General features: G+C 72.1%; 17 protein-coding genes and 1 pseudogene. 7 read left to right on the top strand and 11 right to left on the bottom strand.

Going from position 1 to position 25,009, the window contains the following annotated elements; genetic code table 11:
- Positions 1-1,491, top strand: coding sequence for an APC family permease (locus ASC60_RS12750; protein ID WP_055550166.1), 1,491 nt, complete (start codon positions 1-3; stop codon positions 1,489-1,491).
- Here the strand turns inward: ASC60_RS12750 and ASC60_RS12745 are convergent.
- From ASC60_RS12745 to ASC60_RS44025, 4 genes and pseudogenes are all read right to left on the bottom strand, one after another.
- Positions 1,477-2,583, bottom strand: coding sequence for a helix-turn-helix transcriptional regulator (locus tag ASC60_RS12745; protein ID WP_063787124.1), 1,107 nt, complete (start codon positions 2,581-2,583; stop codon positions 1,477-1,479). The two genes, ASC60_RS12750 and ASC60_RS12745, sit on opposite strands and share 15 nt — an antisense overlap.
- Positions 2,584-2,940: 357 nt before the next feature.
- Complete coding sequence (locus ASC60_RS12740; RefSeq protein ID WP_055550164.1) at positions 2,941-3,657, bottom strand: RibD family protein; 717 nt, start codon at positions 3,655-3,657, stop codon at positions 2,941-2,943.
- Positions 3,658-3,697: 40 nt separating this feature from the next.
- Complete coding sequence (locus ASC60_RS12735; protein ID WP_055550161.1) at positions 3,698-4,660, bottom strand: hypothetical protein; 963 nt, start codon at positions 4,658-4,660, stop codon at positions 3,698-3,700.
- A gap of 102 nt (positions 4,661-4,762) precedes the next feature.
- Positions 4,763-4,900 (bottom strand): annotated as a pseudogene (locus ASC60_RS44025) (helix-turn-helix domain-containing protein); the annotation flags it as partial.
- Between the two features lie 137 nt (positions 4,901-5,037).
- Between ASC60_RS44025 and ASC60_RS12725 the strand changes: the two are divergent.
- The 3 genes from ASC60_RS12725 to ASC60_RS12715 all read left to right on the top strand — a co-directional run bounded on the left by ASC60_RS12725 (position 5,038) and on the right by ASC60_RS12715 (position 6,926).
- Positions 5,038-5,463 carry a hypothetical protein gene (locus ASC60_RS12725; protein ID WP_055550157.1) on the top strand — a complete coding sequence of 142 codons (426 nt, stop codon included), beginning with the start codon at positions 5,038-5,040 and terminating at the stop codon, positions 5,461-5,463.
- Positions 5,460-5,651 (top strand): hypothetical protein, encoded by a 192-nt coding sequence (locus ASC60_RS12720; RefSeq protein ID WP_055550155.1) that lies wholly within the window; start codon positions 5,460-5,462, stop codon positions 5,649-5,651. Before ASC60_RS12725 ends, ASC60_RS12720 begins: the two co-directional genes overlap by 4 nt.
- A 474-nt stretch (positions 5,652-6,125) precedes the next feature.
- Positions 6,126-6,926 (top strand): phosphotransferase, encoded by an 801-nt coding sequence (locus tag ASC60_RS12715; RefSeq protein WP_055550152.1) that lies wholly within the window; start codon positions 6,126-6,128, stop codon positions 6,924-6,926.
- A 102-nt stretch (positions 6,927-7,028) separates the two neighbouring features.
- On the opposite strand, the gene ppdK is transcribed toward ASC60_RS12715, so the two are convergent.
- On the bottom strand, positions 7,029-9,755 hold the full coding sequence (gene ppdK / locus ASC60_RS12710; RefSeq protein ID WP_055550150.1) for a pyruvate, phosphate dikinase: 2,727 nt from the start codon (positions 9,753-9,755) through the stop codon (positions 7,029-7,031).
- 491 nt (positions 9,756-10,246) lie between these two features.
- Here ppdK and ASC60_RS12705 point away from each other — a divergent pair, with 491 nt between their 5' ends.
- Positions 10,247-11,566 carry a hypothetical protein gene (locus ASC60_RS12705; protein WP_055550148.1) on the top strand — a complete coding sequence of 440 codons (1,320 nt, stop codon included), beginning with the start codon at positions 10,247-10,249 and terminating at the stop codon, positions 11,564-11,566.
- A gap of 6 nt (positions 11,567-11,572) precedes the next feature.
- Here the strand turns inward: ASC60_RS12705 and ASC60_RS12700 are convergent, their stop codons facing one another.
- The 5 genes from ASC60_RS12700 to dusB all read right to left on the bottom strand — a co-directional run bounded on the left by ASC60_RS12700 (position 11,573) and on the right by dusB (position 20,834).
- On the bottom strand, positions 11,573-15,055 hold the full coding sequence (locus tag ASC60_RS12700) for a tetratricopeptide repeat protein (protein ID WP_055550146.1): 3,483 nt from the start codon (positions 15,053-15,055) through the stop codon (positions 11,573-11,575).
- A complete protein-coding gene (locus tag ASC60_RS12695; RefSeq protein WP_055550144.1) occupies positions 15,055-16,020 on the bottom strand; it encodes a MoxR family ATPase in 966 nt (321 codons plus the stop codon). The genes ASC60_RS12700 and ASC60_RS12695 overlap by 1 nt, the downstream gene beginning before the upstream one ends.
- A 15-nt stretch (positions 16,021-16,035) precedes the next feature.
- On the bottom strand, positions 16,036-18,264 hold the full coding sequence (locus tag ASC60_RS12690; RefSeq protein ID WP_055550142.1) for a caspase family protein: 2,229 nt from the start codon (positions 18,262-18,264) through the stop codon (positions 16,036-16,038).
- Complete coding sequence (locus tag ASC60_RS12685; protein WP_055550140.1) at positions 18,261-19,592, bottom strand: hypothetical protein; 1,332 nt, start codon at positions 19,590-19,592, stop codon at positions 18,261-18,263. The genes ASC60_RS12690 and ASC60_RS12685 overlap by 4 nt, the downstream gene beginning before the upstream one ends.
- Before the next feature lie 90 nt (positions 19,593-19,682).
- On the bottom strand, positions 19,683-20,834 hold the full coding sequence (gene dusB / locus ASC60_RS12680; protein ID WP_055550138.1) for a tRNA dihydrouridine synthase DusB: 1,152 nt from the start codon (positions 20,832-20,834) through the stop codon (positions 19,683-19,685).
- A gap of 189 nt (positions 20,835-21,023) precedes the next feature.
- On the opposite strand from dusB, the gene ASC60_RS12675 reads away from it, so the two are divergent.
- Positions 21,024-22,517 (top strand): MFS transporter, encoded by a 1,494-nt coding sequence (locus ASC60_RS12675; protein WP_055550136.1) that lies wholly within the window; start codon positions 21,024-21,026, stop codon positions 22,515-22,517.
- Here the strand turns inward: ASC60_RS12675 and ASC60_RS12670 are convergent.
- Complete coding sequence (locus ASC60_RS12670; RefSeq protein WP_055550134.1) at positions 22,484-23,362, bottom strand: helix-turn-helix transcriptional regulator; 879 nt, start codon at positions 23,360-23,362, stop codon at positions 22,484-22,486. The genes ASC60_RS12675 and ASC60_RS12670 overlap by 34 nt on opposite strands.
- Positions 23,363-23,479: 117 nt before the next feature.
- Between ASC60_RS12670 and ASC60_RS12665 the strand changes: the two genes are divergently transcribed.
- A complete protein-coding gene (locus tag ASC60_RS12665; RefSeq protein ID WP_055551037.1) occupies positions 23,480-24,970 on the top strand; it encodes an MFS transporter in 1,491 nt (496 codons plus the stop codon).
- Positions 24,971-25,009: the final 39 nt, after the last annotated feature.

The raw sequence follows: 25,009 nt of genomic DNA, 5'->3' as shown, positions 1-25,009 counted from the left end.
ATGCGCACCAAATCCATCGAGGCGACCATCGAGGACGCCGCCGGCCCCGACACCCGGCTGGCGCGGGCCCTGGGTCCGCTGCAACTCACCCTCATGGGCATCGGCGTCACCATCGGCGCGGGCATCTTCGTGCTGACCGGCACCGCCGCCGCGAACTTCGCCGGGCCCAGCATCGCGCTCTCGTACACCATCGGCGCGGTCGCCACGGCGCTGGTCGCGCTGTGCTACATGGAATTCGCCAGCACCGTCCCGGTCGCGGGCAGCGCCTACACCTTCGCGTACGTCTCGCTGGGCGAGCTGGTGGCCTGGCTCATCGGCTGGGACCTCATCCTCGACATGACGATGGGCGCGGGCGCGGTGGCCAGCGGCTGGGCGCAGTACGTCACCGACCTCCTGGCCACCTTCGGGATCCACCTCCCCGCGTCGGTCTCCGGTCCGGACGCGGCGGTCAACGTACCCGCGGTGCTGGTCATCCTGGTGCTCACCGCCGTGCTGGCCTCCGGTGTGCGCACCACCTCCCGCATCAACACGGTCATGACGGTGGTGAAGCTGGCGGCCATCGTCGTCTTCCTCGCCATCGGCGCGTTCCACATCGACCCCGCCAACTGGTCGCCGTTCATCCCCGAGGCCAAACCGGTGGGCGCCGACGGCGACATGTGGCAGCAGCCGCTGCTGGGGTGGGCCGGGCTCGGGGCGGACGCCACGTTCGGCACGGCCGGGATCCTGACCGGCGGCGCGATCGTCTTCGGCGCGTACTCCGGCTTCGACATCATGGCCAGCAACGCCGAGGAGGCCAAGCGGCCGCAGCGCACCCTGCCGATCGCGCTGATGTCCACCGTCGCCGTGTGCGCCGTGCTGTACGTGGCGGTGGCGCTCACCGTGACCGGCATGCAGCACTACACCGGGCTGGACAACGCCGCGCCCATCACCGGCGCGCTGAAGGCGGCGGGGGCCGACTGGGCGGTGCGGATCGTGGGCATCGGCGCGATCTGCGGACTGACCACGGTGGTGATGATCATGCTGCTGGGGCAGAGCCGGGTGTTCCTCGCGATGAGCCGCGACCGGCTGCTGCCCGCCTGGTTCTCCCACGTCCACCCGGTCACCCGCAGCCCGCGGCGGATCACCTGGACCCTGGGGCTGCTCGTGGCCTTCATGACCGCCGTGCTGCCCATCGGCGACCTCGCCGAACTGGGCAACATCGGCATGCTGACCTCCTTCATCGTCGTGTGCGCCGGCGTCGTCCACCTGCGCCGGACCCGGCCCGAACTGCGGCGCGGCTTCCGCACCCCGTGGGTGCCGGTCGTCCCGGCCGTCGCGGTGCTGCTGTGCCTGCTGCTGGTGGGCAGCCTGCCGCTGATCACCTGGGCGCGGTTCCTCGGCTGGATGGCCGCCGGGCTGCTGATCTACTTCTGCTGGGGCCGCCGGCACAGCAAGGTGGCCACCGGCGAACTGGCCGCGGAACCGTCACGCGTGCCCTCAGCCACGCCGTGACACCCCCCGGGCCCCCGTCGCCGCGCGCGTGGCCACCTGCGGGTACGCCGCGGTCCGGTGCTCGCCGAGCGCCGCCCGGTCGGAGGGCGCGCCGCCGCGCAGCAGGGCGGCGCCCAGCGGGGTGAGGGTGTGCAGGACTGCGCCGCCCTGGCGCAGCGTGTGCACGAGCCCCGCCTCGCGCAGCACGCTGGCGTGCTGGCTGGCCGAGGCGAGCGATACGCCGACCCGGCGGGCGAGTTCGCTCGTCGTACAGCCGCCGCCGACCTCCAGCAGCACCGCCGAGCGGGTGTGGCCGACGAGTTTGCCGAGGACCCGCGTCCGGCCGGGCGCGGCGGGCGCGGGCGGCGCGGGCGCCTTGCCGGCACGGGGCTGCTGTGGAACACCACTCCGGGCGTGCTCGACGGGATAGACCAGGACCGGGGTCAGCTCCGCGTTGAGGTAGGTCACCGGCGTTCTCCGGCAGAAGAACGACGGCAGCAGCAACAGCCCCCGGCCGCGCAGCTTCAGATCCCGGTCGACGGGATAGTCCACCTCCAGCACGGGCGGCCGCCACCGCATGGTCGGCGGCAGCGAGGCCAGCAGCCCATCGGCGCCCCCGTCGAGCAGGGCCCGCCCGCGGACCACCCGGTCCGCCTCGATTCGGGCCTGTATGTGCGGCCAGTACGGCGCCACGGCGGCCTCGTGATACGACCGCAACGCCCTCACCAACCGCTCCAGCGGCCGCCGCTCCCCCTGCGCCAGCCCGCGTATCCACCCGGGCAGGGCCCGGGCCGACGGCAACCGGTCGATTTCGGAGTGCAGCCGCTCGGCGGGCGTCGCGTGCAGCGCGTCCATGGCGGCGTCGCACCCGATGACGCCTTCGGCGGGCGTCAGGAAGTCGGGGAAATAGCCCCGCGACGGAATGAGCGGGGCCAGCAGCCGCCCTTCGCCGTTGAGTCGGTTACGCGCCTCCGAGCGCCATTCCCCGTATACGGTCTCGGCGCGGCTCTCGCGCAGCCGGTGGAAACTTAGGACGGTCTCCCAGAGTGCGTCCGGGCGGATTGCCATCCGCAGCCGGGCCATATCGAGTTCACTGAAATGAACACGTAGCACCAGACCCTCACAAGTGACATGGTGACCGCCCCCCGACCACCGTTGAGTATGCACGCTGGCACGGTCAGTGACCACGCCCTTTTGGCCAGATGTGAAAGGGGGAGCGCTACGCCCCGTCCAAGAGGAAAGCTGGTCTCCGGAAGGAAAACCGGGCGCGCCGGGAAACACCACCGGCGTCCGTCCGTAATTCAACAGGCGGTGCTCTGGGCCGTATTGCTCGTTCCCGTGGGGGGTGACGAGTGTGCGACGGCGACAGGGCACTTGTTGCCGCCCGATCCGATGCCGGGCGGCAACGGCTCCCGTGGGGGGAGTGAGAGGGGGCGGCACCTCCGCACAAGGTGCCGCCCCTTCATAGGGTCATCGCCGTGGGCGCGCGATCAGCCGGACGTCCGGACCGGACCGCGAGACGTCCACCAGCTCACACCGCAGGATGTCGTCCATCGTCTCGATGGTGCCGCCTTGGAGCGCGCCCTTGCCCCGGCCGAGGAACGCGGGCGCGACGTAGGCGATGATCCGGTCGACCAGCCCGGCCGACACGAACGACGCGGCGAGGGTGGGCCCCCCTTCGAGGAACATTCCGCGCACGCCACGGTCGCACAGCTCACCGAGCAGCCTGTGGAGATCCAGCCCCTCCTTAGCCCGAGGCAGCCGGACAACGGTCGCGATGCCCTCCAGGTGGATGGCGTCCGCGTCGTCGGCGACAGCGATCATCGTCGGCGCCGCGTCATCGAGAACCCGGGCATCGGCCGGCGTCCGCGCGTTGCTGTCCACGATCACCCGCCACGGCTGCTCATCGACGGGGACGGCCACCTTCAGCTCGGGGTCGTCCTTCGCGGAGCGCACGGCGAGGTGCGGATTGTCGGCCTGCTGGGTGCCGGAGCCGACAACGGTTGCCTGACAGGCCGCGCGCAGGGCATGAACCTCTGCCCGGGACTCCGCACTCGTGATCCACTGGCTGGTGCTGTCCGCCGCGGCGATCCGGCCGTCCAGGGTGGCCGCGTACTTGTAAACGACGTACGGCCGCCCCTCGGCGGTATGCCACTCGTCCGTGCCGACCAGCTCGCTGATGCGCATGGGTCCTCCTGGCAGATCTTGGTACCGGGAAGCCTAGTCTTCACACCGCGGCGACCGCCTCGGCCAGCTCTCGCACCATTGGCGTGCGTCGCCACGGCGCCAGTCCGGTGACGGCCCGGCGCAGTTCTGCCGTGATGCGGCGCGACTCCGTCTCACCACTGATCTCCAGCGCCTTCATGGCCGTGGCGCAGGCCGCGTCCGGGGACCGGTCCGCGGCATGGGCGGTGGCGAGCCGCGCCAGATGGAGCCCGCGCTCCCGTTGGTACAGGGCGGGCCACTGATCGAGGGCCCGCTGATAGATGGTCACGGCCTCGGCGGGCTTCCCCAGGCGGAGGCAGCAGGTCGCTCGCTGCGCCTCCACGTAGGAGGGAACGCAGTAGCCTCCCAGGTCATCGCTCACCGCCTCGTGCCCCTCGATGAGTTCGCGAGCGGTGTCCAGCGCCCCTACCGCGGCGGTTTCGTGGCCCGCGAGTGCGTGGCCGTGAGCCTCCTGAAGGTGGGCGGAGGCGCGGATGCGCGCGGGCACATCGCCGCGGACGCGCAGAGCGGCGCCCGCCAGACCCAAGGCCCGCTGCTGCTGCATCATGCCGACGGACTGCTGTGCCTTGCGCATGAGGATGAACGCCTGGCGCACGCTGTCCCCGGCTTCCTGCGCCCACTCCATGGCCCGGTCGGACCACCAGAGGCCCTGTTCGGGACGGCCCAGGTCCTCATACAGCCAGCCCGCGAACTCAGCCCACTCTGAAGCCGTTTCGAGCACCTGGCGGCGCAGGCTGCCGTCGGCCGCGGGAAGCAGCTGCTCCTCGATGACGGCGAGATGGTCGCGGACGGCACTGATGGCGTAGTGCGGTCCGTACAGACTGTCCGACTGGACGAGGCTGGTGCGGAGTTGGCGGAGCTGGCCGATGACAGCGGGATTGACCGGTCGGCGGACTGGGGCTTTGGCCGGGGCGGGCAGTATGCCGAGCCCGGCAGCCGCTCCCAGGAAGCCGCGACGGTTCACGTCGGCATGGTGCGGGGCATCTCCGGCCAACCCGACATCACAAGGCGCCATACCGAGCCGGTCGGCGACGAGCGCGAGCACATCGACGTCCCGCGCGGATTGGCGACCACGCTCCAACCGGCTGATGGTGCTCTGGCTGTACCCACACAGATCGGCCAGCCGCTGTTGGGTCCACCCACGTTCACGACGGGCGGCCGCGATGGCCTCACCCGCACTACGGCGGTGTTCTGACTGCGCCATGCACCCAGCGTAGCGACACCCTCACACGCGTATGCAGGTTCCGCATATGCGCAGCGCGTGACGCATGCGCCCGGAACGGCGGCAGGGCGACCGCGTTTGCCTCTACACGCAAGACCAGACGCACCGCCGGAGGCATCATGACGAGTTCTCAACCCGCGGCCCCGCCGTGGACACCGCCGCGCGGCGACGACGTCGAGGTGGTGAGAGTCGGCCCGTACTGGGACGTCCTGCGCGCCCCCATCGACATCGGCGAACGTGCCTTGAAGTTACTCGGCGACGCGACCGGCGCCGTCATCGCCGACTACAGCCTCATGTACTGGCTCATCCCCACCGGCCACGCCCAGCACTGGCGACGGCTACGGAGCGAGATCCGTGCCCTCGGCGCACACGGAGCCGAGATCACCTACGTCGGCGTACCACCGGCCGCTCACACCACCGGCCCCCGCCTGCACTGGCGCATCCCGGTCGGCCCCGACCGGTATCTCACGGACGCGGGCCGGCTCCGCGAGGCGCTGGCGCGGGCGATCGCCACCGAGCCCGCCGAGGAGGCAGCAGCCCGATGACGCCCCAAATCTGCGCCCGCTGCCAGAAGACCACCCGGGAGCCGGTCGTCGTCGCGATCGGGCACAGCGCGAGCGGCGGCGGGGGAACCGTCTACGCCTGCCCGGGCTGCGCGCCCACCTTCCCACAGCAGCGCGACCCGTTCAGCAGCCTCCTCGCCCGCGACGAGCCCGTCGGGTGGCAGCGATGAAGGCTTGTCGGAAGAAGCCCACCCGGGAGCCCGTCATACGTCCCGTCGTCCGGACGCCTTGGAGCCGGTTCCTCGACCACGCCATGTGCTGCGGGGCCTGCCGGTCCGGCGAACGGTGCCTCTACGGGGGCGAGCTGCACAACGCGGTGCGAGCGGCCCTCGCCGCCGCGGCCCCATGACCGGGCGGGCCGCTGCTGATCCGGTTCCCCCGTACCGGACGCACCGCCGCGGCCCGCCGTCAGACTCCCGTCCGGCTGTTTGCGTGACGGTCGACGGTCGGACGGGTTGGTGAATACAGGAATACCGACAGAGAGGATTCCGCCATGCGGCATACCTTGAGCGAGTGCGATCACGAGTGGACGCAGTGGAGCGGAAAGCAGCGCTGTCGCAAGTGCGGCGCCACTCAGTAGGACGGCTCAAGGCGGTCGGGGTGCCGACCCGGTACCCCGACCGCGCACCCGAGGGAGAGGTGACGTGATCGAGCGCGTCGAATGGGACGACCTTCCGGTCGAGCTGCGCACCGCCGCGGAGGCCCGCACCGGGAAGGTGCTCACAGCGGAGCGGGTGGAGGAAGGACTCAACTGCTCCGTAGCACTGATCTTGAACACGGCGCACAACGGGCGCCTGTTCTTCAAAGGGGTGCGCCAAGCGGACGAGCCGGGAATGGCGGCCCTACGGTGCGAGGAACGCATCAACCCGACGGTGGGCGGCATCAGCCCCACCACCCGCTACAGGTTCGACGCAGGCGGCTGGTCGGCTCTGGCATTCGTCTACGTCAACGGTCGGCACGCGGACCTGGGACCCGGCTCGAAAGACCTGGACGCCGTAGCGTTCGCGCTGAAGCGCATGCACGACCTGAGGATCCCGAGCTTCCGCATTCCGCACTTCGCTGACAGGCTTCGCGAGTTCTGCGAGCCCGGCGAGGCAGAAGTCCTCGGAGGGGGCCATCTGCTGCACACGGACACCAATCCGCACAACATCATGATCGACGACAACGGCGGCGATGCTTATGTCGTGGACTGGGCCATGCCCGCCATCGGCCCGGCCTGGGTGGATCCGGCGTACACGGCGGTGCGTCTCATGGAATGCGGGCAGTCCCCCGACGAGGCCCTCGCGTGGCTGGGGCGCTTCCCAAGCTGGCGGCGGGCGAGCGCGCCAGCCGTAGGGGCGTTCGTGAACGCCACGTGCCGACACTGGACAGCGACAGTCGGCGCAGCGGGCGCGGAGCCGAGCAACGCGCGATTCCGGCACCTCCTGTCGCGTGTGAACAGGTAGCGAAAGAGGGGGCGGCACCTCCGCACAAGGTGCCGCCCCCTTTGAGAGCCGGGGTCGCCGCCGGGTGAGGGTGGGTGTTCCCCGGCGCCGACCCCGGTGGCTCTACCGGCCGTTGGCCGCCGCCCGGCCCGACTCCAGGCGGGCTACGGGGATGCGGAACGGGGAGCAGGAGACGTAGTCCAGGCCCACCTCGTGGAAGAAGTGGACGGACTCCGGGTCGCCGCCGTGCTCGCCGCAGACGCCGAGCTTGAGGTCGGGGCGGGTGGCGCGACCGGCCCGGGCGGCGTCGCGGACCAGGGAGCCGACGCCGTCCTTGTCGATGGTCTCGAACGGGCTGACGCCGAAGATGCCCTTCTCCAGGTACGCGGTGAAGAAACTGCCTTCGACGTCGTCGCGGGAGAAGCCCCAGACCGTCTGGGTCAGGTCGTTGGTGCCGAAGGAGAAGAAGTCGGCGGACTCGGCGATCTGGGCGGCGGTCAGCGCGGCCCGGGGCAGCTCGATCATGGTGCCGAGGGAGAGCTTGAGGTCCACGCCGTGGGCCCGCTCGACCTCGGCGATGACCTGCTCGGCCTCCTCGCGGACGATCTCCAGCTCCTGCACCGTGCCCACGAGCGGAATCATGATCTCGGCGCGCGGGTCGCCCTTGGCGGCCCGGCGGGCGGCGGCGGCCTCGGCGATGGCGCGGACCTGCATGGCGAACAGGCCGGGGATGACGAGTCCGAGGCGTACGCCGCGCAGGCCGAGCATCGGGTTCTGCTCGTGCAGCCGGTGGACGGCCTGGAGGAGGCGCAGGTCGTTCTCGTTGTGGTCCTTGCGGGACTCGGCGAGCGCGACGCGCACCGACAGCTCGGTGATGTCGGGCAGGAACTCGTGCAGCGGCGGGTCGAGCAGCCGGACGGTGACGGGCAGCCCGTCCATCGCCTCGAACAGCTCCACGAAGTCCTTCTGCTGGAGCGGCAGCAGCTCGCTGAGGGCGGCGTCGCGATCCTCCTCGGTGTGGGCGAGGATCAGCCGTTCGACCATCTCGCGGCGCTCGCCGAGGAACATGTGCTCGGTGCGGCACAGCCCGATGCCCTGGGCACCGAAGCGGCGGGCGCGGGCGGCGTCCTCGGCGTTGTCGGCGTTGGCCCGTACGCGCAGGCGGCGCACCCGGTCCGCGTACGCCATGATCCGGTGCACGGCGCCCACCAGCTCGTCGGCGTCGTCGGCGCCCGCGTGCATCCGGCCCTCGAAGTACTCGACCACCGGGGAGGGGACGACCGGGACCTCGCCGAGGTAGACCTTGCCGGAGGAGCCGTCGATCGAGACGACGTCGCCCTCCTCGATGACCAGGTCGTCCTTGCCGTCCGCGCTCGGCACGACCATGCGGCGGCGCTTGGTGTCGACCTCCAGGTCCTCGGCGCCGCACACACAGGTCTTGCCCATGCCGCGGGCGACGACGGCGGCGTGCGAGGTCTTGCCGCCGCGGGAGGTGAGGATGCCCTCGGCGGCGATCATGCCGTCCAGGTCGTCGGGGTTGGTCTCGCGGCGGATGAGGATGACCTTCTCACCGGAGCGGGACCACTTGACGGCCGTGTACGAGTCGAACACGGCCTTGCCGACGGCGGCGCCCGGGGAGGCGGCGATGCCGCGCCCGATCTTGCGTACGGTGTCGCCCGCCGCGACCTCCGTGTCGAAGCGCGGGAACATCAGCTGCGCGAGCTGCGCGCCGTTGACCCGGCGCAGCGCCTCCGCCTCGTCGATCAGTCCCTGGTCGACCAGCTGGGTGGCGATCCGGAAGGCGGCACCGGCGGTGCGCTTGCCGACCCGGGTCTGCAGCATCCACAGCTTGCCGCGCTCGATGGTGAACTCGATGTCGCACAGGTCCTTGTAGTGCGTCTCGAGGGTTTCCATGATCTGCATCAGCTCGTCGTACGAGCGCTTGTCGATCTGCTCCAGGTCGGCGAGCGGAACGGTGTTGCGGATGCCCGCGACGACGTCCTCGCCCTGGGCGTTCTGCAGGTAGTCGCCGTAGACGCCCTGGTGGCCGCTGGCCGGGTCACGGGTGAAGGCGACGCCGGTGCCCGAGTCGGGGCCGAGGTTGCCGAAGACCATGGAACAGATGTTGACCGCGGTGCCCAGGTCGTGCGGGATGCGCTCCTGGCGGCGGTAGAGCTTGGCGCGGTCGCCGTTCCAGGAGTCGAACACGGCCCGTACGGCGAGGTCCATCTGCTCGCGCGGCTCCTGCGGGAAGCCGCGGCCGGTCTCCTGGGCGACGATCGTCTTGAACTCCGCGACCAGTTTCTTGAGGTCGGCGGCGTCGAGGTCGATGTCGACGGTGACGCCCTTGGCCTGCTTGGCCGCGTCGATGGCCTCCTCGAAGAGGTCGCCGTTCACGCCCAGCACGGTCTTGCCGAACATCTGGATGAGGCGGCGGTAGGAGTCCCAGGCGAACCGGTCGTCGCCCGCCTGCGCGGCGAGCCCGGCGACGGACTCGTCGGAGAGGCCGATGTTGAGGACGGTGTCCATCATCCCGGGCATCGAGAACTTCGCGCCGGAGCGTACGGACACCAGGAGCGGGTCGTCGGCCTGGCCGAGCTTCTTGCCCATCTTGTCCTCAAGGGCTTCGAGGTGCGCACTCACCTCGTCGCGGAGGGCCGCGGGCTCGGAACCGCTGTCGAGGTAGACCTTGCACGCCTCGGTGGTGATGGTGAATCCCGGTGGCACGGGGAGACCGAGATTGGTCATCTCGGCGAGGTTCGCTCCCTTCCCGCCGAGGAGGTCCTTGAGATCCTTGTTGCCCTCGGTGAAGTCGTAAACGAACTTCTGCTGATCTTGTGTTTCCGGCACGGGACTCGATCTCCTCGGCTCGGCTGCCCTGACGGCGGGGAGCGTACCCAGATCGAAGGCTCCTGAGTATGTCCACTCCACCGTCATTCGGCCGTAACCACCCGCCTGCCACGTGTTCGAAAGTGCGCCGCCGGGAGAAGTGGCGCGCGCCGCTCCTTCAAGAGTCGAACACATGCACACGCCACGCACAGAACTGGGGAGGCGGTCACTACGGTGCGTTACGGCTGGTTCGAGGTCTCGAACATCGTTAGGGTGACACTGAGTGCCACGCATTGAGGAGGTGAGCGCAGCGGGCGACCGCCGCACCACCCCTTTGCTTCCGCTCATCTGAGCGGCTCCTTGATCATAGTGGCGAGAATCACCTCCTCCAGCATGGCTCATCTCACTATTTGGACATGACGAGGGAGTACTCGCTCAAATGAGCGATGTGCAGGTGAGCGACAGTGGCAGGGCCGGTAGGGTGCCCCTACACGCCAGCTGAGGAGGGCCCCGTGACCAGCGCCCGACGCGCGCTCGCGCAGGTGGTGCCCGGCGCGCGGCGCGTCCTCGACGAGAACTGGACCGGCTCCTCCACGGTCCCCTCGCGCGGCCTCTATCCCCACCAGTGGAGCTGGGATTCGGCGTTCATCGCGATCGGATCGCGTCATCTTTCGGTACGCCGCGCCCAGCGGGAACTGGAAACGCTGCTCACGGCCCAGTGGAACGACGGACGCATCCCCCACATCGTCTACAACCCCGCGGTGCCGCCGGGCGCCTACTTCCCGGGCCCGGACTTCTGGCGGCCGCCCCCGGGCGCCGGCGTCGCCCCGCCCGGCGTCGCCACATCCGGGATCATCCAGCCGCCGGTGCACGCGCTCGCCTGCCTGCTGGTGCACCGCGCCGACCCGCACGCCTCGCAGCGGTCCGGCTTCCTGGCCCGTACGTACCCCCGGCTCGCCGCCTGGCACCGCTATCTGGCCGACCGGCGCGACCTGGGCGGCGGCGGGCTGGTGTCCGTGGTCCACCCCTGGGAGCCGGGCATGGACAACAGCCCCTGCTGGGATGCCCCGCTGGCCCGCGTCGAACCCGCCCCGCCCGAGGCGTTCCGCCGCGCCGACCTCGACCACGGCGCGGCCGCCGACCGGCCCACGGATCTGGACTACGGGCGCTACGTACGGCTCGCGGCGGACTACCGGGACGGCGGCTACCAGGACCGTGCCGACACGCTCGGCTTCGTGGTCGAGGACCCGGGCGTCAACGCCCTGCTCATCGCCTCCGAACACGCCCTGGCCGAGATCGCCCGGACCGTCGGCGCGGACCCCCGCCCACACCGCGCCCGGGCCGCCCGTCTGACGGCCGCCCTGCTGGACCGCCTCTGGGACCCGGCCACCGGGCAGTTCCTGTGCCGCGATGTGCGCGGCGGGGACCTCATCCCCGAGCGGAGCGCGGCGGGCCTGCTGCCCCTGCTCGTCCCCGAGCTGCCCCGGGCCACGGTCGGGACGCTGCTGCGTACGGCCACGGGCGAGCACTTCGGACTTGGCGCCTCGGTGCGCCTGGTGCCCAGCTACGACCTGCGGGGCCACGCCTTCGACCCCGCCCGCTACTGGCGCGGCCCGGCCTGGTTCAACGTCAACTGGCTCCTGGAACGCGGCCTGCGGCTGCACGGCGCCACCCCCGAGGCGGACGCGCTCCGGTCCGCCGCCCTGGAGGCGGCCGCCGCCTCCGGGTTCGCCGAGTACGTCGACCCGTACACCGAGGAGCCGCGCGGTACCCGGGACTTCAGCTGGACGGCGGCCCTGGCGCTGGACCTGGCGGTGGCGGCCGACGGGTAAGGCCGCTCAGCCCTCTCCCCTGTCCAGCCCTGCCAGCGCCTCGCGGGTCTTCCGCGTGCAGCTGTCCTCGTCGCCCAGGACCCGCTCGCTCACCTCCAGCACCGCCCGCCACTCGGCCTCGGCCTCGTCGAGGCGGCCGAGGCCCTTGAGCGCGGTGGCGAGGTTGTAGCGGGTCCACAGGGTGTCGGCGTCCTCCGCTCCCAGAACGCGCTGCCGGCTCCGCCAGGTCTCCCGGATCTCCCGCTCCGCCTCCGCGAAGCGGTCCAGCCTGAGGAGCACATAGCCGAGGCTGTGCCGAGCCGTCAGCGTCGTCACGGCCTCCGCGCCCATCACCCGCGTACGCCCCTCGACCACCCGGCGGAACAGCGGCGCGGCCTCCTCGAAACGCTCCTGGTCACGCACCACCGTGGCCAGCTGCACCATGGTCGACAGCGCCTGCGGATCGTCCCGCCCGAGCACCCTGGCCTCGGCCTCCATGGTCACGCGGAACTCGGCCTCGGCCTCGGCCGGACGCCCCAGAAGGGCCAGCGTCTTGGCACGGCCATGGCGCGTCAGCAGGGTGGCCGACGCATCAGCCCCGAGCACCCGAATCCGGTCCTGGAGCACCCGGGTGAACTGCGCCAGCGCTTCGTCATACCGCCCCGCCATGCGCATGCTGGCCGCCATGCAATGGCGCGTCGAGAGCGTGCTGGGATGCGCATCGTCGAACACGGCGGCCTCCCGCTCCAGGAGCTGACGGTACGTCGCCTCCGCTTCCTCATAGCGCTGCTGGTCCTCCAGCAGGAACGCCCGCAGACGCAGATTGATCAAAGATTCGCTGTGCCGCTCCCCGAACACGCTGATCGTCTCCTCCGTCAGCGTGTCGAGCTCGACTTCCGCCTCGGCGAACCGTCCGAGATGGCGCAGCCGGTTGAAGCGGCCACGACGCGCCCGACGCGCCCGCCAGTCCCTGGGCCCCAGACGCGCGGCCGTCCGGTCGACCAGGTCGCTCCACAGCGCCTCGGCTTCCTCGTTGCGCAATCTGGCATCCAGCGTCTCCCCGAGACCGGAGAGCGCCCGCAGCAAGGCGGAGTCCACCTCCGACTCGGCCGGGCCGCAGTCTTCGACCGCGGACCGCATTTCGGCCTCGGCCTCGTCGAAGCGCCCCAAGTACCGCAACGCGCCGGCCAGCCAGTAACGCCCGTTGACGGTGGAGTAGTCCCGAGGCCCCTTCAGCTCCCGCCAGCCACTCACCACGGTGCGGAACTCCTGCTCGGCCTCTTCCCCGCGATGCAAGGACAGCAGGAGGGTTCCGCGCTTCCTGCGCAAGGGCAGGACCGTATCCCGGTGGTCCTCCTCCGACCGCCGTTCCCACGCCTCGATCAGGGTCCGGCACTCCTCCTCCGCCGCCGCCGTACGCTCCGCGTCGCCCAGCAGGTCGACGAGGTAGCCACGGGCGTAAAGCGTGTAGGGGTGCTCCTCGCCATGGACCCTCCCCGAGATCCCGACCACCGCACGCAACTGGGACTCCGCTTCGTCATGCTGCCCCAGCCCGTTCAGCGTGAGCGCCATGTGTCCCCGGAGGTCCCGGGATTCGAGATCCTCAGCGGATACCAGCCCGGCGATCTGCTCCCGCACCACGACACCCAGCTCATCCGCGTACGTCCGCCATCCGGCGTCGACGAGCCTCTTGGCCAGGCCCGGCAGCGTCCGCACGCCCACCCAGCCGGTTTCCTCCCGCCATTCGTCGGCCTCGGCCAGTACCTTCTCGACGCTCTCGCGAACCGACCCCGGCAGGCCCTCGTCCGCCGCGATCCGCCGCACCACCGCCATCAGCGCCGACCGGACGCGCGTGGAGGCCAAGGAGCGGGGCGGGAAGGGGGCGGCCGGTTCCGCCGGCTGCCGTACGGGCTCCTCGGCCTCCGGCGGCGGGTCCTCGTCCCGCAGCCCCAGCCGCCGCAGCAGCTCCGGGGACGCCGCCGCGAAGGGGCGTGCCTCGTCGGCGACGCGGGAGTCGCCGTGGTCGCCGGAGAGCCGGGCGCGGAACTCGGGGCCGCTGCCCTGCCGGTGCAGCAGGAACTCGGTGACCTGCGCCGCCGTCTCCAGCGCGTCCGAGGTCCGGACCGCGTCCAGCAGCAGGTCCGCGACCCCCGGGTGGAACTCGTAACTCTCCGCGCCGCCCTCCCGCCCGCGCAGCAGCCCGCCCAGGAACACCTCGGCCAGCTGCGCCGGGTGGAAGCGCTCCGCGCGGACCGCGCCCGCCTGGTGGATCAGCCGCATCACCGGCAGCGTCAGCGGATGGACGGTGGCCAGCGCCCCGGCCAGACGCTGGGCCTCGGGCGAGGCCGCCTCCCGGAAGCGGCGCAGCCGCCGCTCGGCCGTGGGCTCGGGGGCGTGGGCCGTGGCCCGCTCGGCCACCGGCTTCTCCGCCCCGTCCAGCAGCATCACCGGCAATGCCGCGCCACCGCCGCCCGTCCCGGTGAGCGCCGCCCACGCGCCCAGCTCGCCCTCGGCCAGCTCCAGCACCGGCACCGGGGTCTTGCCGTCATACGACACCAGGCCGCGCGGCAGCACCGGGTGGCGCACGGACAGCGCACGGCCCGGCGCGCCCTCCCGGCCGCCCGCGTCGACCAGCAGCCGCTGGGTGGGCATTCCGCGCTCCGGCCACATCCGCGCGGGCAGCGGCTGGAGGACCGCCACCGGCGAGTGGCGGGCCCAGCGGCGCAGCAGACGCGGAATCGCGCCGCCGCGCCACCCCGGGCCCACCCCGTCCGAGAGGACCAGCATCACGGTGCGGCCGGAGGTGTCGGTCAGCTGGCGTGCGGTGCGGCGCGGGGCGCCGGGGGCGTACGGGCGGGCCGTGAGCACCGGTTGGGCGTCCTCGGCGCTGTCCAGACCGTAGGTCCGTACCGAGCGGAAGGCGCCCTGCCGCTCCAGCAGTCCGCGCACCTCGGCGGCGAGCTGCTGCCACAGGACCATCGACGGGCCGTCGTCCACGATGAGCGCGACGCTCAGCCAGCGCTCCGGGCGGGGGCGCAGCACCACGTCCGGCAGACCGGTTTCGGCGATCCACTCGGCGGTGGCGGTCTCGTCGACGCAGAAGGAGGTGCGCGACGGCACGCTGCGCCGCAGTGGTCGCAGCGCGCGGGACAGCCCGCGCGCCGCGGGCAGCGCCCGCACGCCCCGGACGCCGACGCCGCGCGCCGGGCGGGCCGCGGTGGAACGGGCGGCACCCGCGGCGTAGAACCCGGCGGGGGCGAGGGGCCCGGACCCGGGTTCCTCCGCGGCGTGCGCCCCGGCGGGATGACGCTGGGCGGCCTTCCCCTCGTCGTCGCCGACCGCGCCGGACGCGGGAGCGGACGCGGTCCCCGGGGACGGCGCCCGTTCCTCCCCCTCCCCCTCGCCCCGCGCCGGGGCCGTGGTCGCGGCGAACCACAGGACGTCGCGCAGCTCCTCCTCGGACAGCTCGACCCCCGCGTCCTCCAGCAGCGCGCACAGCCGCTCGATCATTACGCGTCGGCTTCGTTCAACGAGCGGAACAGCTTGTCGAGGACGTCGTGGTCGACCCGCACCCCGGAGGACCGCAGCCGCACCGCGTTGAGCAGTTGGTCGGTGGCCAGCTCCCGCTCGTTCCGCCGGGCCACGAAGTCGGCGATCAGCTCCTGGGCCCGTGCGCCGACCTCCTCGCCCAAGTGCATGGTGACGATCTGCTGGAGCTGCCGCTCGTCGGGCTGCCTGAGGTCGAGCCGTACGCAGCGGCGCAGGAACGCCGGAGGGAACTCACGCTCGCCGTTGCTGGTGATGACGACGACGGGGAAGACGCGACAGCTGACCCAGCCGCTGGTGATCTCGGCCTTCTCCCGGGAGCCGGCGATCTGCACCCGGACCGTCTTCCCCTCCCCCAGCCTGGCCAGTTCCGGAATCTCGAACTCGCCCTCCTCGAAGACCGTGAGGAGGTCATTGGGCAGGTCCACATCGCCCTTGTCCAGCTCGTCCACGAGCAGGACACGCGGTGTGTCGGCGGCCAGGAGCGCGGTGCCGAGCGGGCCGAGCCGCAGATAGTCGCCGATGTCCGGCTCGGATCCGGCGGTCTCGTCGGCGTGCCGCTTGAGGGAGGCCTCGCGCAGCCGGCCCACCGCGTCGTACGAGTAGAGGCCCTCGGTGAGCGTGGAGCGGCTGTTGACCGGCCAGTGCAGCACCTCGCCCAGCATCAGTTCGCGGGCGACGGCATGGGCCAGGGTCGACTTGCCGGTGCCGGGCCGGCCGGTGACCAGCAGCGGGCGGTGCAGGTGGAGCGCCATGTTGACGACGTCGCGGTCCTCGTCGGAGATCAGATACGGCAGCCCACGCCCCGGGTCCTCGCCCTGGCGCCGCGCATCGTCGCCGAACCGCCGCCACGGCGGGGCGGGGGGCCAGGCCGTCACCTCGTGGGGCTCGGTGGCGCCGCCCTGGAAGAGCCTCCAGTCCTGTGCCATCTTCTTCGTCTCTCCTCAGGGTGCCGACAGGTCGAGTGGGTCGGGGAGCGGGCGGTGTGGATCGTCCCACAGAAGAGCCATATGCCTGCCGTGGTGGCTTTTGTAGGAGTCGCTGTCGGACCGGAGTTCGCGCAGCCGCTGGGGAAGGGACCGCAGCGGCCTCTCCTCGCCGAGCAGCTTGCGCACCTCGTCCTCCGCTATGGACGGTTCCGCCTCGCCGTGCCATATGAGGACGGGCACACCGCCGAACAGACAAGCGTTGAAGACATCCGGCCGGGACCGCAGAGGGGTGGCCGTCATCGCGCCCGGAGTGTCCACGGTCTGCTGGACGGCGGCATACACCTCACCGCAGTCCATGTGGTCCGGCAGCCAGCGCAGTTCCCTGGTGTCAGCGGCGCCGACCCGCTTCCAGCGGCGCTTCCACAGATCGTGCCGCTGGGGTTCACGGAATTCGGTGCAGCGCATGACGACCGGGTAGTCCGTGCCCAGATGCCGCTTGACGGGCTGTGCCAACTGCCAGCGGTGCACGGCCAGTTCGAGGTCAGTGGAGGAGACGAAGAACTCCACCAGGGTGTCCGGGGTGTAGGGCTGGGCGTTCAGCACGGCTTCCACGCCCTGCCGTATCTCCTCCAAGGTGGCGGGGGTATCCACCTTGGCCAGGGAGTTGACGTCCTCGCCACGCCGCGCCCACACCTCGTAGGTGCGCCGCTGGCCGGGCTCGTTGGACGGGCGCAGCCGGATCTGAACGCTCCCCCAGCTACCGCCGGGAGGTGCCCCCCGGTCCTGGGTGAGGCCGGCCGACTTGACGCTCTCGGCGTACTCCTTGGCTTCGCCGCGCCGCTCCTTCAGCTGGCCCTCCATGCCCAGTCGTTCGGCGCACCGCAGCGACCAGGCGCGCAGATCGGCGGCGACGGCCCCGTCGTCGACGGCGGCGAAGCGCTCCACGACCCTGAGCAGCTGTGGAAGCTGGTCCGGTTTGGGAAGCAGCTCCTCCAGCGCGTCGGCGAGTCCGGCCGGATCGTGGAACGCCAGATCGACCAGGCCGAACAGCGCGCGAGCCTCCGCTGCGACGTCGTACCGGCCCCGCTCGTCCAGCCGCCCCAGCAGCGCGACCAGCTCCACGTACTCGGCGCGGGTCAGCCACGTGCCCTGGAGGACGTGGCAGGCCTTGCGGATCTCCGCGCCGACCGGCCCGGGTGCGCTCAGCTCGGCCAGGAGGGTGACGGTGCCATGCGGGTTGTCCAGCGCCCAGTCGACCAGTTCCTCGGCCGAGAGGGACCTCGTGACGGGCGGGGTGGTGGTGAACTGCTCGCACAGCCGGGCGGCGGCCCTCGCCGCCGATCCGGCCGGATCGGCGGCGAGCAGCCCCGACACCTCCAGAACCAGCGCCTCCCGGAACCGCCGCTTCTCCGGATCGAGGGGCGGGGCGGGCGGGCCGAGCCGGACCGTCCGCTCCTGCTGTTCCCAGTTGCTGACGTGCATCGTCGGGTACTGCCGGCTGCTCCCGGCCTCGCGGAACCGGGCGAACTCGTCCCGCACGCCCTTCCCGACCCGGTCCAGATCCAGCGCCGCCCCGGCGTCGCCCGCCGCTTCGAGCTGCCGCAGCAGGACGGAGGTGAAGCGCCCGGATCCCTCCTGCTCCATGGCGACGGCCCCGGCCCGGCAGGCCCGCATCCAGTACACCGGCCGCTCGGGTCTGGTCTGGGTCTCGGTGGTGAGCGGCTGCGGGTCGTCGGCCAGCTCATGGATGCCGGCGGGGAGGGCCTGGCGGCACGCGTCGATGATGACGGTGACCCGGTCCACCGCGTCCCAGGGCAGATGGCCGGTGCGCACCAGGTCGACCAGGCTGTCGGCGGCCAGCCCCTGGAGGTCGGTGTCGGAGGCCTCGGGATACAGCAGGCTCCACCGGCCGCCCGGCGCCTGCACCCCGTGCCCGGCCCAGTAGATCCACAGCCAGTCGCCGTCGATCTCGCGCAGCCCCTCCCGGAAGACCTTGCGCACATCGGCGCGCTCCGCCGGGCGGTAGCCGGGGTGCGCCGCCTCCAGGGCCGCCCTGTTGCGCTCCATGGGCGAGGCCAGTAACTGGATGTTCTCCGGCGGTACGCCCCGCCCGGTCAGCCACGTGCGCATCCCGATGGCATCGTGCACCGGGCCGTCGAGGTTCAGCTCGTCGCTGCCGTTGTACCGCTCGACCGCCACGATCACGGCATGGGTGCGGCGCCAGTCGTGCTCCACCGCTGTCACTTCGGCAGCTCCGGGGCCAGCAGTTCGTACAGCCGCTGGTGGGCGAAGTACGAGGTGTGGGCGCGCGGGAAGGGCTGACGGGTGGTGACGCGCCAATCGGTGACCCGGTCGGGGAAGATCTTCTCCCCGACGAAGCCGAGCAGATCCTGCTCGTCGTAGACGTTGATCCAACGGGGGAAGCTGCCGGGCAGGGGTTCGCCGCGGCGCAGCGCGGTGAGCGCGTCCAGCTCGTAGAGGAACGGCGCCTGCGAGCCGACGGTCACCAGCAGCTCCACCTCGGGCGGGCGCTCCGTGGGATCGGCGAGCAGATCGACGCAGGCGATCCCGCCGAGGCTGTGGGCGAGCAGCACCACCGGCCCGCCGCCGCCCTCGGCGGCCTCGCGCACCGCCGTGCGGATCGCGGCGCGCACCCCGGCGCCGCGCACCTGGTAGCGGAGGATGTCGCCGCTCGCCGGGACGGATTTGCCGGTGATGCGGCCACGGAAGGTGTGGGCCAGCGAGGACAGCGGCGAGAGGTAGGAGTTGAGCGCCCGTACGGCGACGCCCTTCGCGGCGCGGGCGGCGAATCCGCCCCGGCCGGTGCCGCCCAGCTGATCGGTGAACGCGCCGACGACGGTGTCCCGGTCGGCGCCGTCCACCGCGAGCGGCTCGTCGTCGCCGTGCGGGCCCTCGGCGCGCTGGACGGCCAGGGCGTACACGGCGCGGGCCGCGATCGCCTCGATGCCGTCTGCGGGCGGAAGTCCGCCCAGGGCGCGGGAGATCTCATGGGCGACGCGGCCGGCGGCCGGGCCGAGGTGCGGGGCGAGGTCGGACACCAGCTCGTCCAGGCTCGCCCTGCCGCCGGTCACCGCTGCCGGGCTGCCCGCGTCGCCGGTCGCCGCGCCCGGGCTCTCCCCGCCGGTCACCGCCTCCAGGCTCAGCCCGCGCACCTTGCCGGCGACGGCCTGCCAGGGGTCCTGACGGCCGGGGGCGAAACCGGGCCGGGCGCCTCCGCCGCGCCGCGCCTTCGCCGCCTCCGCGAACTCCCGCAGCTCGGCGAGCGGATCGACCTCCAGCAGCGCCCAGACGGCCAGCGGATCGTCCTCGTCCAGCACCTCGCCCCGTACCTCGCCCAGCGGGGCGTCGCCGCCGACGCCGCGGCTCTTCGCCCGCGGCGGGACCGACGCCCCGCCGAGCCCCAGCGACGCCCCGTGCTCCTCGCCCCAGAAGCAGCGGACGACCCGGATGCCGGGTCTCACCCGCCCCAGGCCCGCGGCGACGCGCGCGAAACTGTTCTCGTACGACTTGGCCCGGACCCCCGTGCCGTGGACGAAGACGACGCTTGTCACCGATCCCCCCAGATCGTCCGGATCCCACCGCGACCACGAATCCATCACTTTAGCCCGTGATGACCGCGCGTGGCCCCCGAACCCCCCAGCTCAGCCGCCCGAGGTGGCCAGCTCCGCGTCCGCGGTGACGCCCGCGCAGTCGTACGGGTCCTCCAGCCAGCCGTCCGGGAGGACCACCCGGTTGCGGCCCGAGGTGCGGCCGCGGGGGCCGTCGGCGCCGGGCGGCCACTCCTGGTCCAGGTCCAGCCCGGCCAGCAGGTCGTCCAGCTCGGCCAGGGACGAGGTGATCGCGAGCCGTTTGCGCATCTCGGAGCCGACCGAGAAGCCCTTGGTGTACCAGGCGACGTGCTTACGGAAGTCGATCACGCCGCGCTCCTCGTCCTCCAGCCACTCGGCGAGCAGCTCGGCGTGGCGGCGCATCACGGCGGCGACCTCCTTGAGCGTGGGCCGGGCGGCACCGGCCCCGCCGCCCGGCGCACCGCCGGGTTCGAACGCCGCCACCAGGTCGCCGAAGAGCCACGGCCGCCCCAGGCAGCCGCGCCCGACGACCACGCCGTCACAGCCGGTCCGGGCCATCATCCGCACCGCGTCCTCGGCGGACCAGATGTCGCCGTTGCCCAGTACCGGGATCTCCGGGACGGTCTCCTTCAGCCGCGCGATGGCGTCCCAGTCCGCCGTGCCGCCGTAGTGCTGGGCGGCGGTGCGGCCGTGCAGCGCGATCGCGGTCACGCCCTCCTCGACGGCGATCCGGCCCGCGTCGAGGTAGGTGATGTGGTCGTCGTCGATGCCCTTGCGCATCTTCATCGTCACCGGCAGCGGACCCGCGCCCGTCACGGCCTCGCGCAGGATCGCGCGCAGCAGGTTCCGCTTGTACGGGAGCGCCGAGCCGCCGCCCTTACGGGTCACCTTGGGCACCGGGCAGCCGAAGTTGAGGTCGATGTGGTCGGCCAGGTCCTCGTCCACGATCATCCGTACGGCCTTGCCGACGGTCGCCGGGTCGACCCCGTACAGCTGGATGGAGCGGGGCTTCTCGGAGCCGTCGAAGTGGATCAGCCGCATGGTCTTGGCGTCCCGCTCGACCAGCGCCCGGGTCGTGATCATCTCGCTGACGAACAGCCCCTTGCCGCCGCTGAACTCCCGGCACAGGGTACGGAACGGCGCGTTGGTGATCCCGGCCATCGGTGCGAGCACCACCGGAGGCTGGACCGTATGCGGGCCGATCTGCAGCTGTGTCTGGGTCATGGGGTGAGCTTCCTCGCGGTGCGGGTAGGGGGTTCGTATGGGTGGCCGTTCCGGACCGTCGTACGCGTCGTGCGGACCGTCGTGCGGACCGTCGTGCGGGACCGGACCTCTCATTGTCCCGCACTCGCGCAGGGGATCGGCCGGGCGGTTCATACCTTCGCACCCCCGACATCGTTGTAGCGTTCAACCATGCCTGAGCTCAGCCCCCGGCGGCGCATGCTCGTGCTGGCGATCTGCTGCATGAGCCTGTTGATCGTCAGCCTCGACAACACCGTGCTGAACGTCGCCCTGCCCTCGATGCGGAGCGATCTGCACGCCTCGGTCTCCGGAATGCAGTGGACGATCGACGCGTACACGCTCGTCCTCGCCGCGCTGCTGATGCTCGCCGGGTCGACGGCCGACCGGGTGGGGCGCAAGCGCACGTTCCAGACCGGGCTGGTGATCTTCACCGTCGGCTCGGCGCTGTGCAGTGTGGCGCCCAGCCTGGGGGCGCTGGTGGGCTTCCGCATGGTGCAGGCCATCGGCGGTTCGATGCTCAACCCCGTGGCCATGTCGATCATCACCAACACCTTCACCGAGCCCCGGGAGCGGGCCCGGGCGATCGGGGTGTGGGGCGGGGTCGTCGGCATCAGCATGGCGGCCGGGCCGATCGTCGGCGGGGTGCTGGTGGAGTCGATCGGCTGGCGCTCGATCTTCTGGATAAACCTTCCGGTCGGGCTCGCGGCGGTGGCGCTGACCGCCCGCTTCGTACCGGAGTCGCGTGCCCCGAAGCCCCGCAGGCCCGATCCCATCGGCCAGCTGCTGGTCATCGCCGTCCTCGGCTCCCTGACGTACGCCATCATCGAGGCACCGGGGCACGGCTGGACCTCCCCGCTGATCACCGTCTGCGCGGTGATCGCCGTCGCCGGGCTCATCGCCCTGATCCACTACGAGCGGCGGCGCACCGAACCGCTGATCGATGTGCGCTTCTTCCACAGCGCCCCCTTCAGCGGGGCGACGGTCATCGCGGTGAGCGCGTTCGCGGCGCTCGGCGGCTTCCTCTTCATGAACACGCTCTATCTGCAGGACATCCGCGGGCTCTCGGCGCTGCAGGCCGGGCTGTGGATGCTGCCGATGGCGTTCATGTGCTTCGTCTGCGCACCGCTGTCCGGGCGGCTGGTGGGCCACGGCGGGCCCCGGCTGCCGCTGCTGCTGGCGGGGGTGACGATAGGAGCCAGCGGGGTGCTGTTCGCGGTCTTCGACGCGCAGTCCACCAATGCGCTGCTGCTGACCGGCTATCTGCTGTTCGGCATCGGCTTCGGCCTGGTCAACGCCCCCATCACCAACACGGCGGTCTCCGGGATGCCCCGTTCGCAGGCCGGGGTCGCGTCGGCCGTCGCCTCCACCAGCCGCCAAGTGGGCCAGTCGCTGGGTGTCGCGGTGATCGGCGCCGTGCTGGCCGCGGGCGCGGCCGGGATGTCGGGGGCGGCGGGCCACAAGGCATCCGCGGCGGCCGCCGCCGCGTTCGTGGACGCCGCCCGCCCCGCCTGGTGGATCATCGCCGGATGCGGTGCCGTCATCCTGCTGCTGGGCGCCCTGACCACCGGCCGGTGGGCACAGGCCACCACCCGGCACGCCGCCAAGCTGTTCGAGGAGGGCGGGCCGACGGGTCAGACCTCGGCCAGTTCGAGCGCCAGGGCGTGAAGCCGGTCCAGGCGCTCACGGGACTCCGCGTCCGCCGGGGTGTAGGTGAGCAGCTTGGGCCCCTGGTTGGGGCCGGTCCACAGACTGGTCGAGGTCAGCCGCAGCACACCCACGCTCGACTGCCGGAAGATCTTGATCCGGTCGCTGGGCCGCACCACCTCGTGGCGCGCCCAGATCTCCCGGAACTCCGGTGAGGCCTCCTCCAGCCGCCGCAGCAGCGCCTTCCAGGCGGGCTCGGCGACGTGTTCGGCCATCGCGGCGCGGAACTTGCCCGCCATCACCCGGATCGTCTCGTCCCGCTCGACCAGGCTCGCCCGCCAGTCGTCGTTGGTGAACGCCAGCCACATGCAGTTGCGGTCCTCCGGCGGCAGCGCGTCCAGATCGCACATCAGCAGCCGGTAGGAGCGGTTGTACGCGAGGAGATCGAACCGGGCGTTCTGCACGCACGCCGGGAACGGCTCCAGCTGCTCCAGCATCACCTGGAGCGACTGTGGCACCCCGGAGCACTCGCTCCCCGGGTTCGGGTCGACTTCCCCGGCGAGGACGAACAGATGCGCGCGCTCGCTGCGGTCCAGCTGCAGCGCGCGGGCGATGGCGTCGAGGACCTGCACCGAGACATGGATGTCCCGGGCCTGCTCCAGCCAGGTGTACCAGGTGACGCCCACCGCGGAGAGCTGGGCGACCTCCTCGCGGCGCAGCCCGGGGGTCCGCCGACGGCGGCCGCGGGGCAGCCCCACCTGCTCGGGGGTGATCCGCTCCCGGCGGCTGCGCAGAAAGGCCGCCAGCTCGGCCCGTCGGATGTCGGCCCCGCCACCGACCGTGGCACCCTGCACCGTGATGGTCATGGCTCCAGAGTGCCCCATGGGCTCAGCCGGTTGCCAGGTACTTCTTGTACCAGGATAAAGACACTCTGGTACCCGGCTGAGCGGGGCGCGATCGTCTGAAGCGTGACCGAAACCGAAATCCCCACCAGAACCCTCGCCCCGGCCGCCCCGGCCGCCCGGGGCGCCGCCGCGACGACGCCGGTCAGGACGCCGGCTGCCGGGACGCCGACCGGTGGGACGCCGACCGGTGGGACGCTGAGCGGCCCCGGGCTGTTCACCCTGCTGCTCGGGGCGGCCCTCCCTCTCATCGACTTCTTCATCGTCAACGTGGCCCTGCCCACCATGGACCGCGACCTGAACGCGGGCCCGGCCATCCTGGAGCTGATCGTCGCCGGGTACGGGGTGGCGTACGCGGTGCTGCTGGTCCTCGGCGGGCGGCTGGGCGACTCCTTCGGGCGGCGCCGGCTCTTCCTCGCCGGAATGGCGGCCTTCGGGCTGACGTCGCTGGCCTGCGGGCTCGCCCCGGACGCGTGGAGCCTGGTCGTGGCGCGCGTCGCACAGGGCGCCGCCGCGGCACTGATGCTGCCGCAGGTGCTCGCCACCATCCACGCCTCCACCAGCGGCCCGCGCCGCGCCCGCGCGCTCAGCATGTACGGCGCGACGGCCGGTCTCTCCATGGTGGCGGGGCAGATCCTGGGCGGGGTGCTGGTGGCCGCGGACATCGCGGGCACCGGGTGGCGCGCGGTCTTCCTGGTCAACGTCCCGGTCGCGCTCATCGGCCTGGTCCTGGCCGTCCGTACGGTGCCCGAGACCCGCTCGAACCGGCCCGCGCCGGTGGATATCCCGGGCACGGTGCTGCTGGCCGTCTCGCTGATCACGCTGATGGTGCCGCTGACCGAGGGGCGGGCGGCGGGCTGGCCGCTGTGGACCTGGCTGCTGCTGGGCGCGTTCCCGTTCGTGGCGGCGGCGTTCTACGTGATCGAGCGCCGCGCCGACCGGGCGGGTTTGGTTCCGCTGCTGCCGCCGAGTCTGTTCGCGCTGCGGGGGCTGCGGCGCGGGCTGCCGATGGTGGTGCCGTTCTCGATCGGCTTCGGCGGCTTCATGTTCGTCATCGCGGTCGCGCTGCAGCAGGGGCTGCGGTACGGGCCGGTCGCGGCCGGTCTGGCGCTGGCGCCGATGGCCGCCGCCTTCTTCGTGGCCTCGCTCATGGGTCCGCGGCTGGTGGGCCGGTACGGCAGCCGCGTGGTGACCTCCGGCGGACTGTTCCAGGCGGTGGGTCTCGGGCTGCTGATGCTGGCTGTGGCGCGCGACTGGCCGGACCTGTCCCTGGCCGGGCTGCTGCCGGGGGTCGCCCTGGCCGGTTTCGGGCAGGGGCTGCAGCTGCCGGTGCTGATCCGGATCGTGCTGGCCGAGGTGCCGAGCGAGCGGGCCGGGGTGGGCAGCGGCGTGATGGTCACGGCCCAGCAGTCCTCGCTGGCGCTGGGCGTCGCCACGCTCGGCACGCTGTTCCTCGCGCTGGCGCCGTCGATGGGGATGGGTGACGCGCTGGTGATCACGCTGGCGGCGCAGCTCGCGGCGGTGGCGCTGACGGCGCTGCTGAGCCTGCGGCTGCCGCGCGTGGTGGCGTGAGCGGGGCCGATGGGGCCGGCAGACGGGCGACGTCAGGTA

This window comes from Streptomyces sp. NBRC 110028 (assembly GCF_001417735.1).
GTDB lineage: Bacteria > Actinomycetota > Actinomycetes > Streptomycetales > Streptomycetaceae > Streptomyces.
This window is presented reverse-complemented; position numbering and strand designations above follow the sequence as displayed.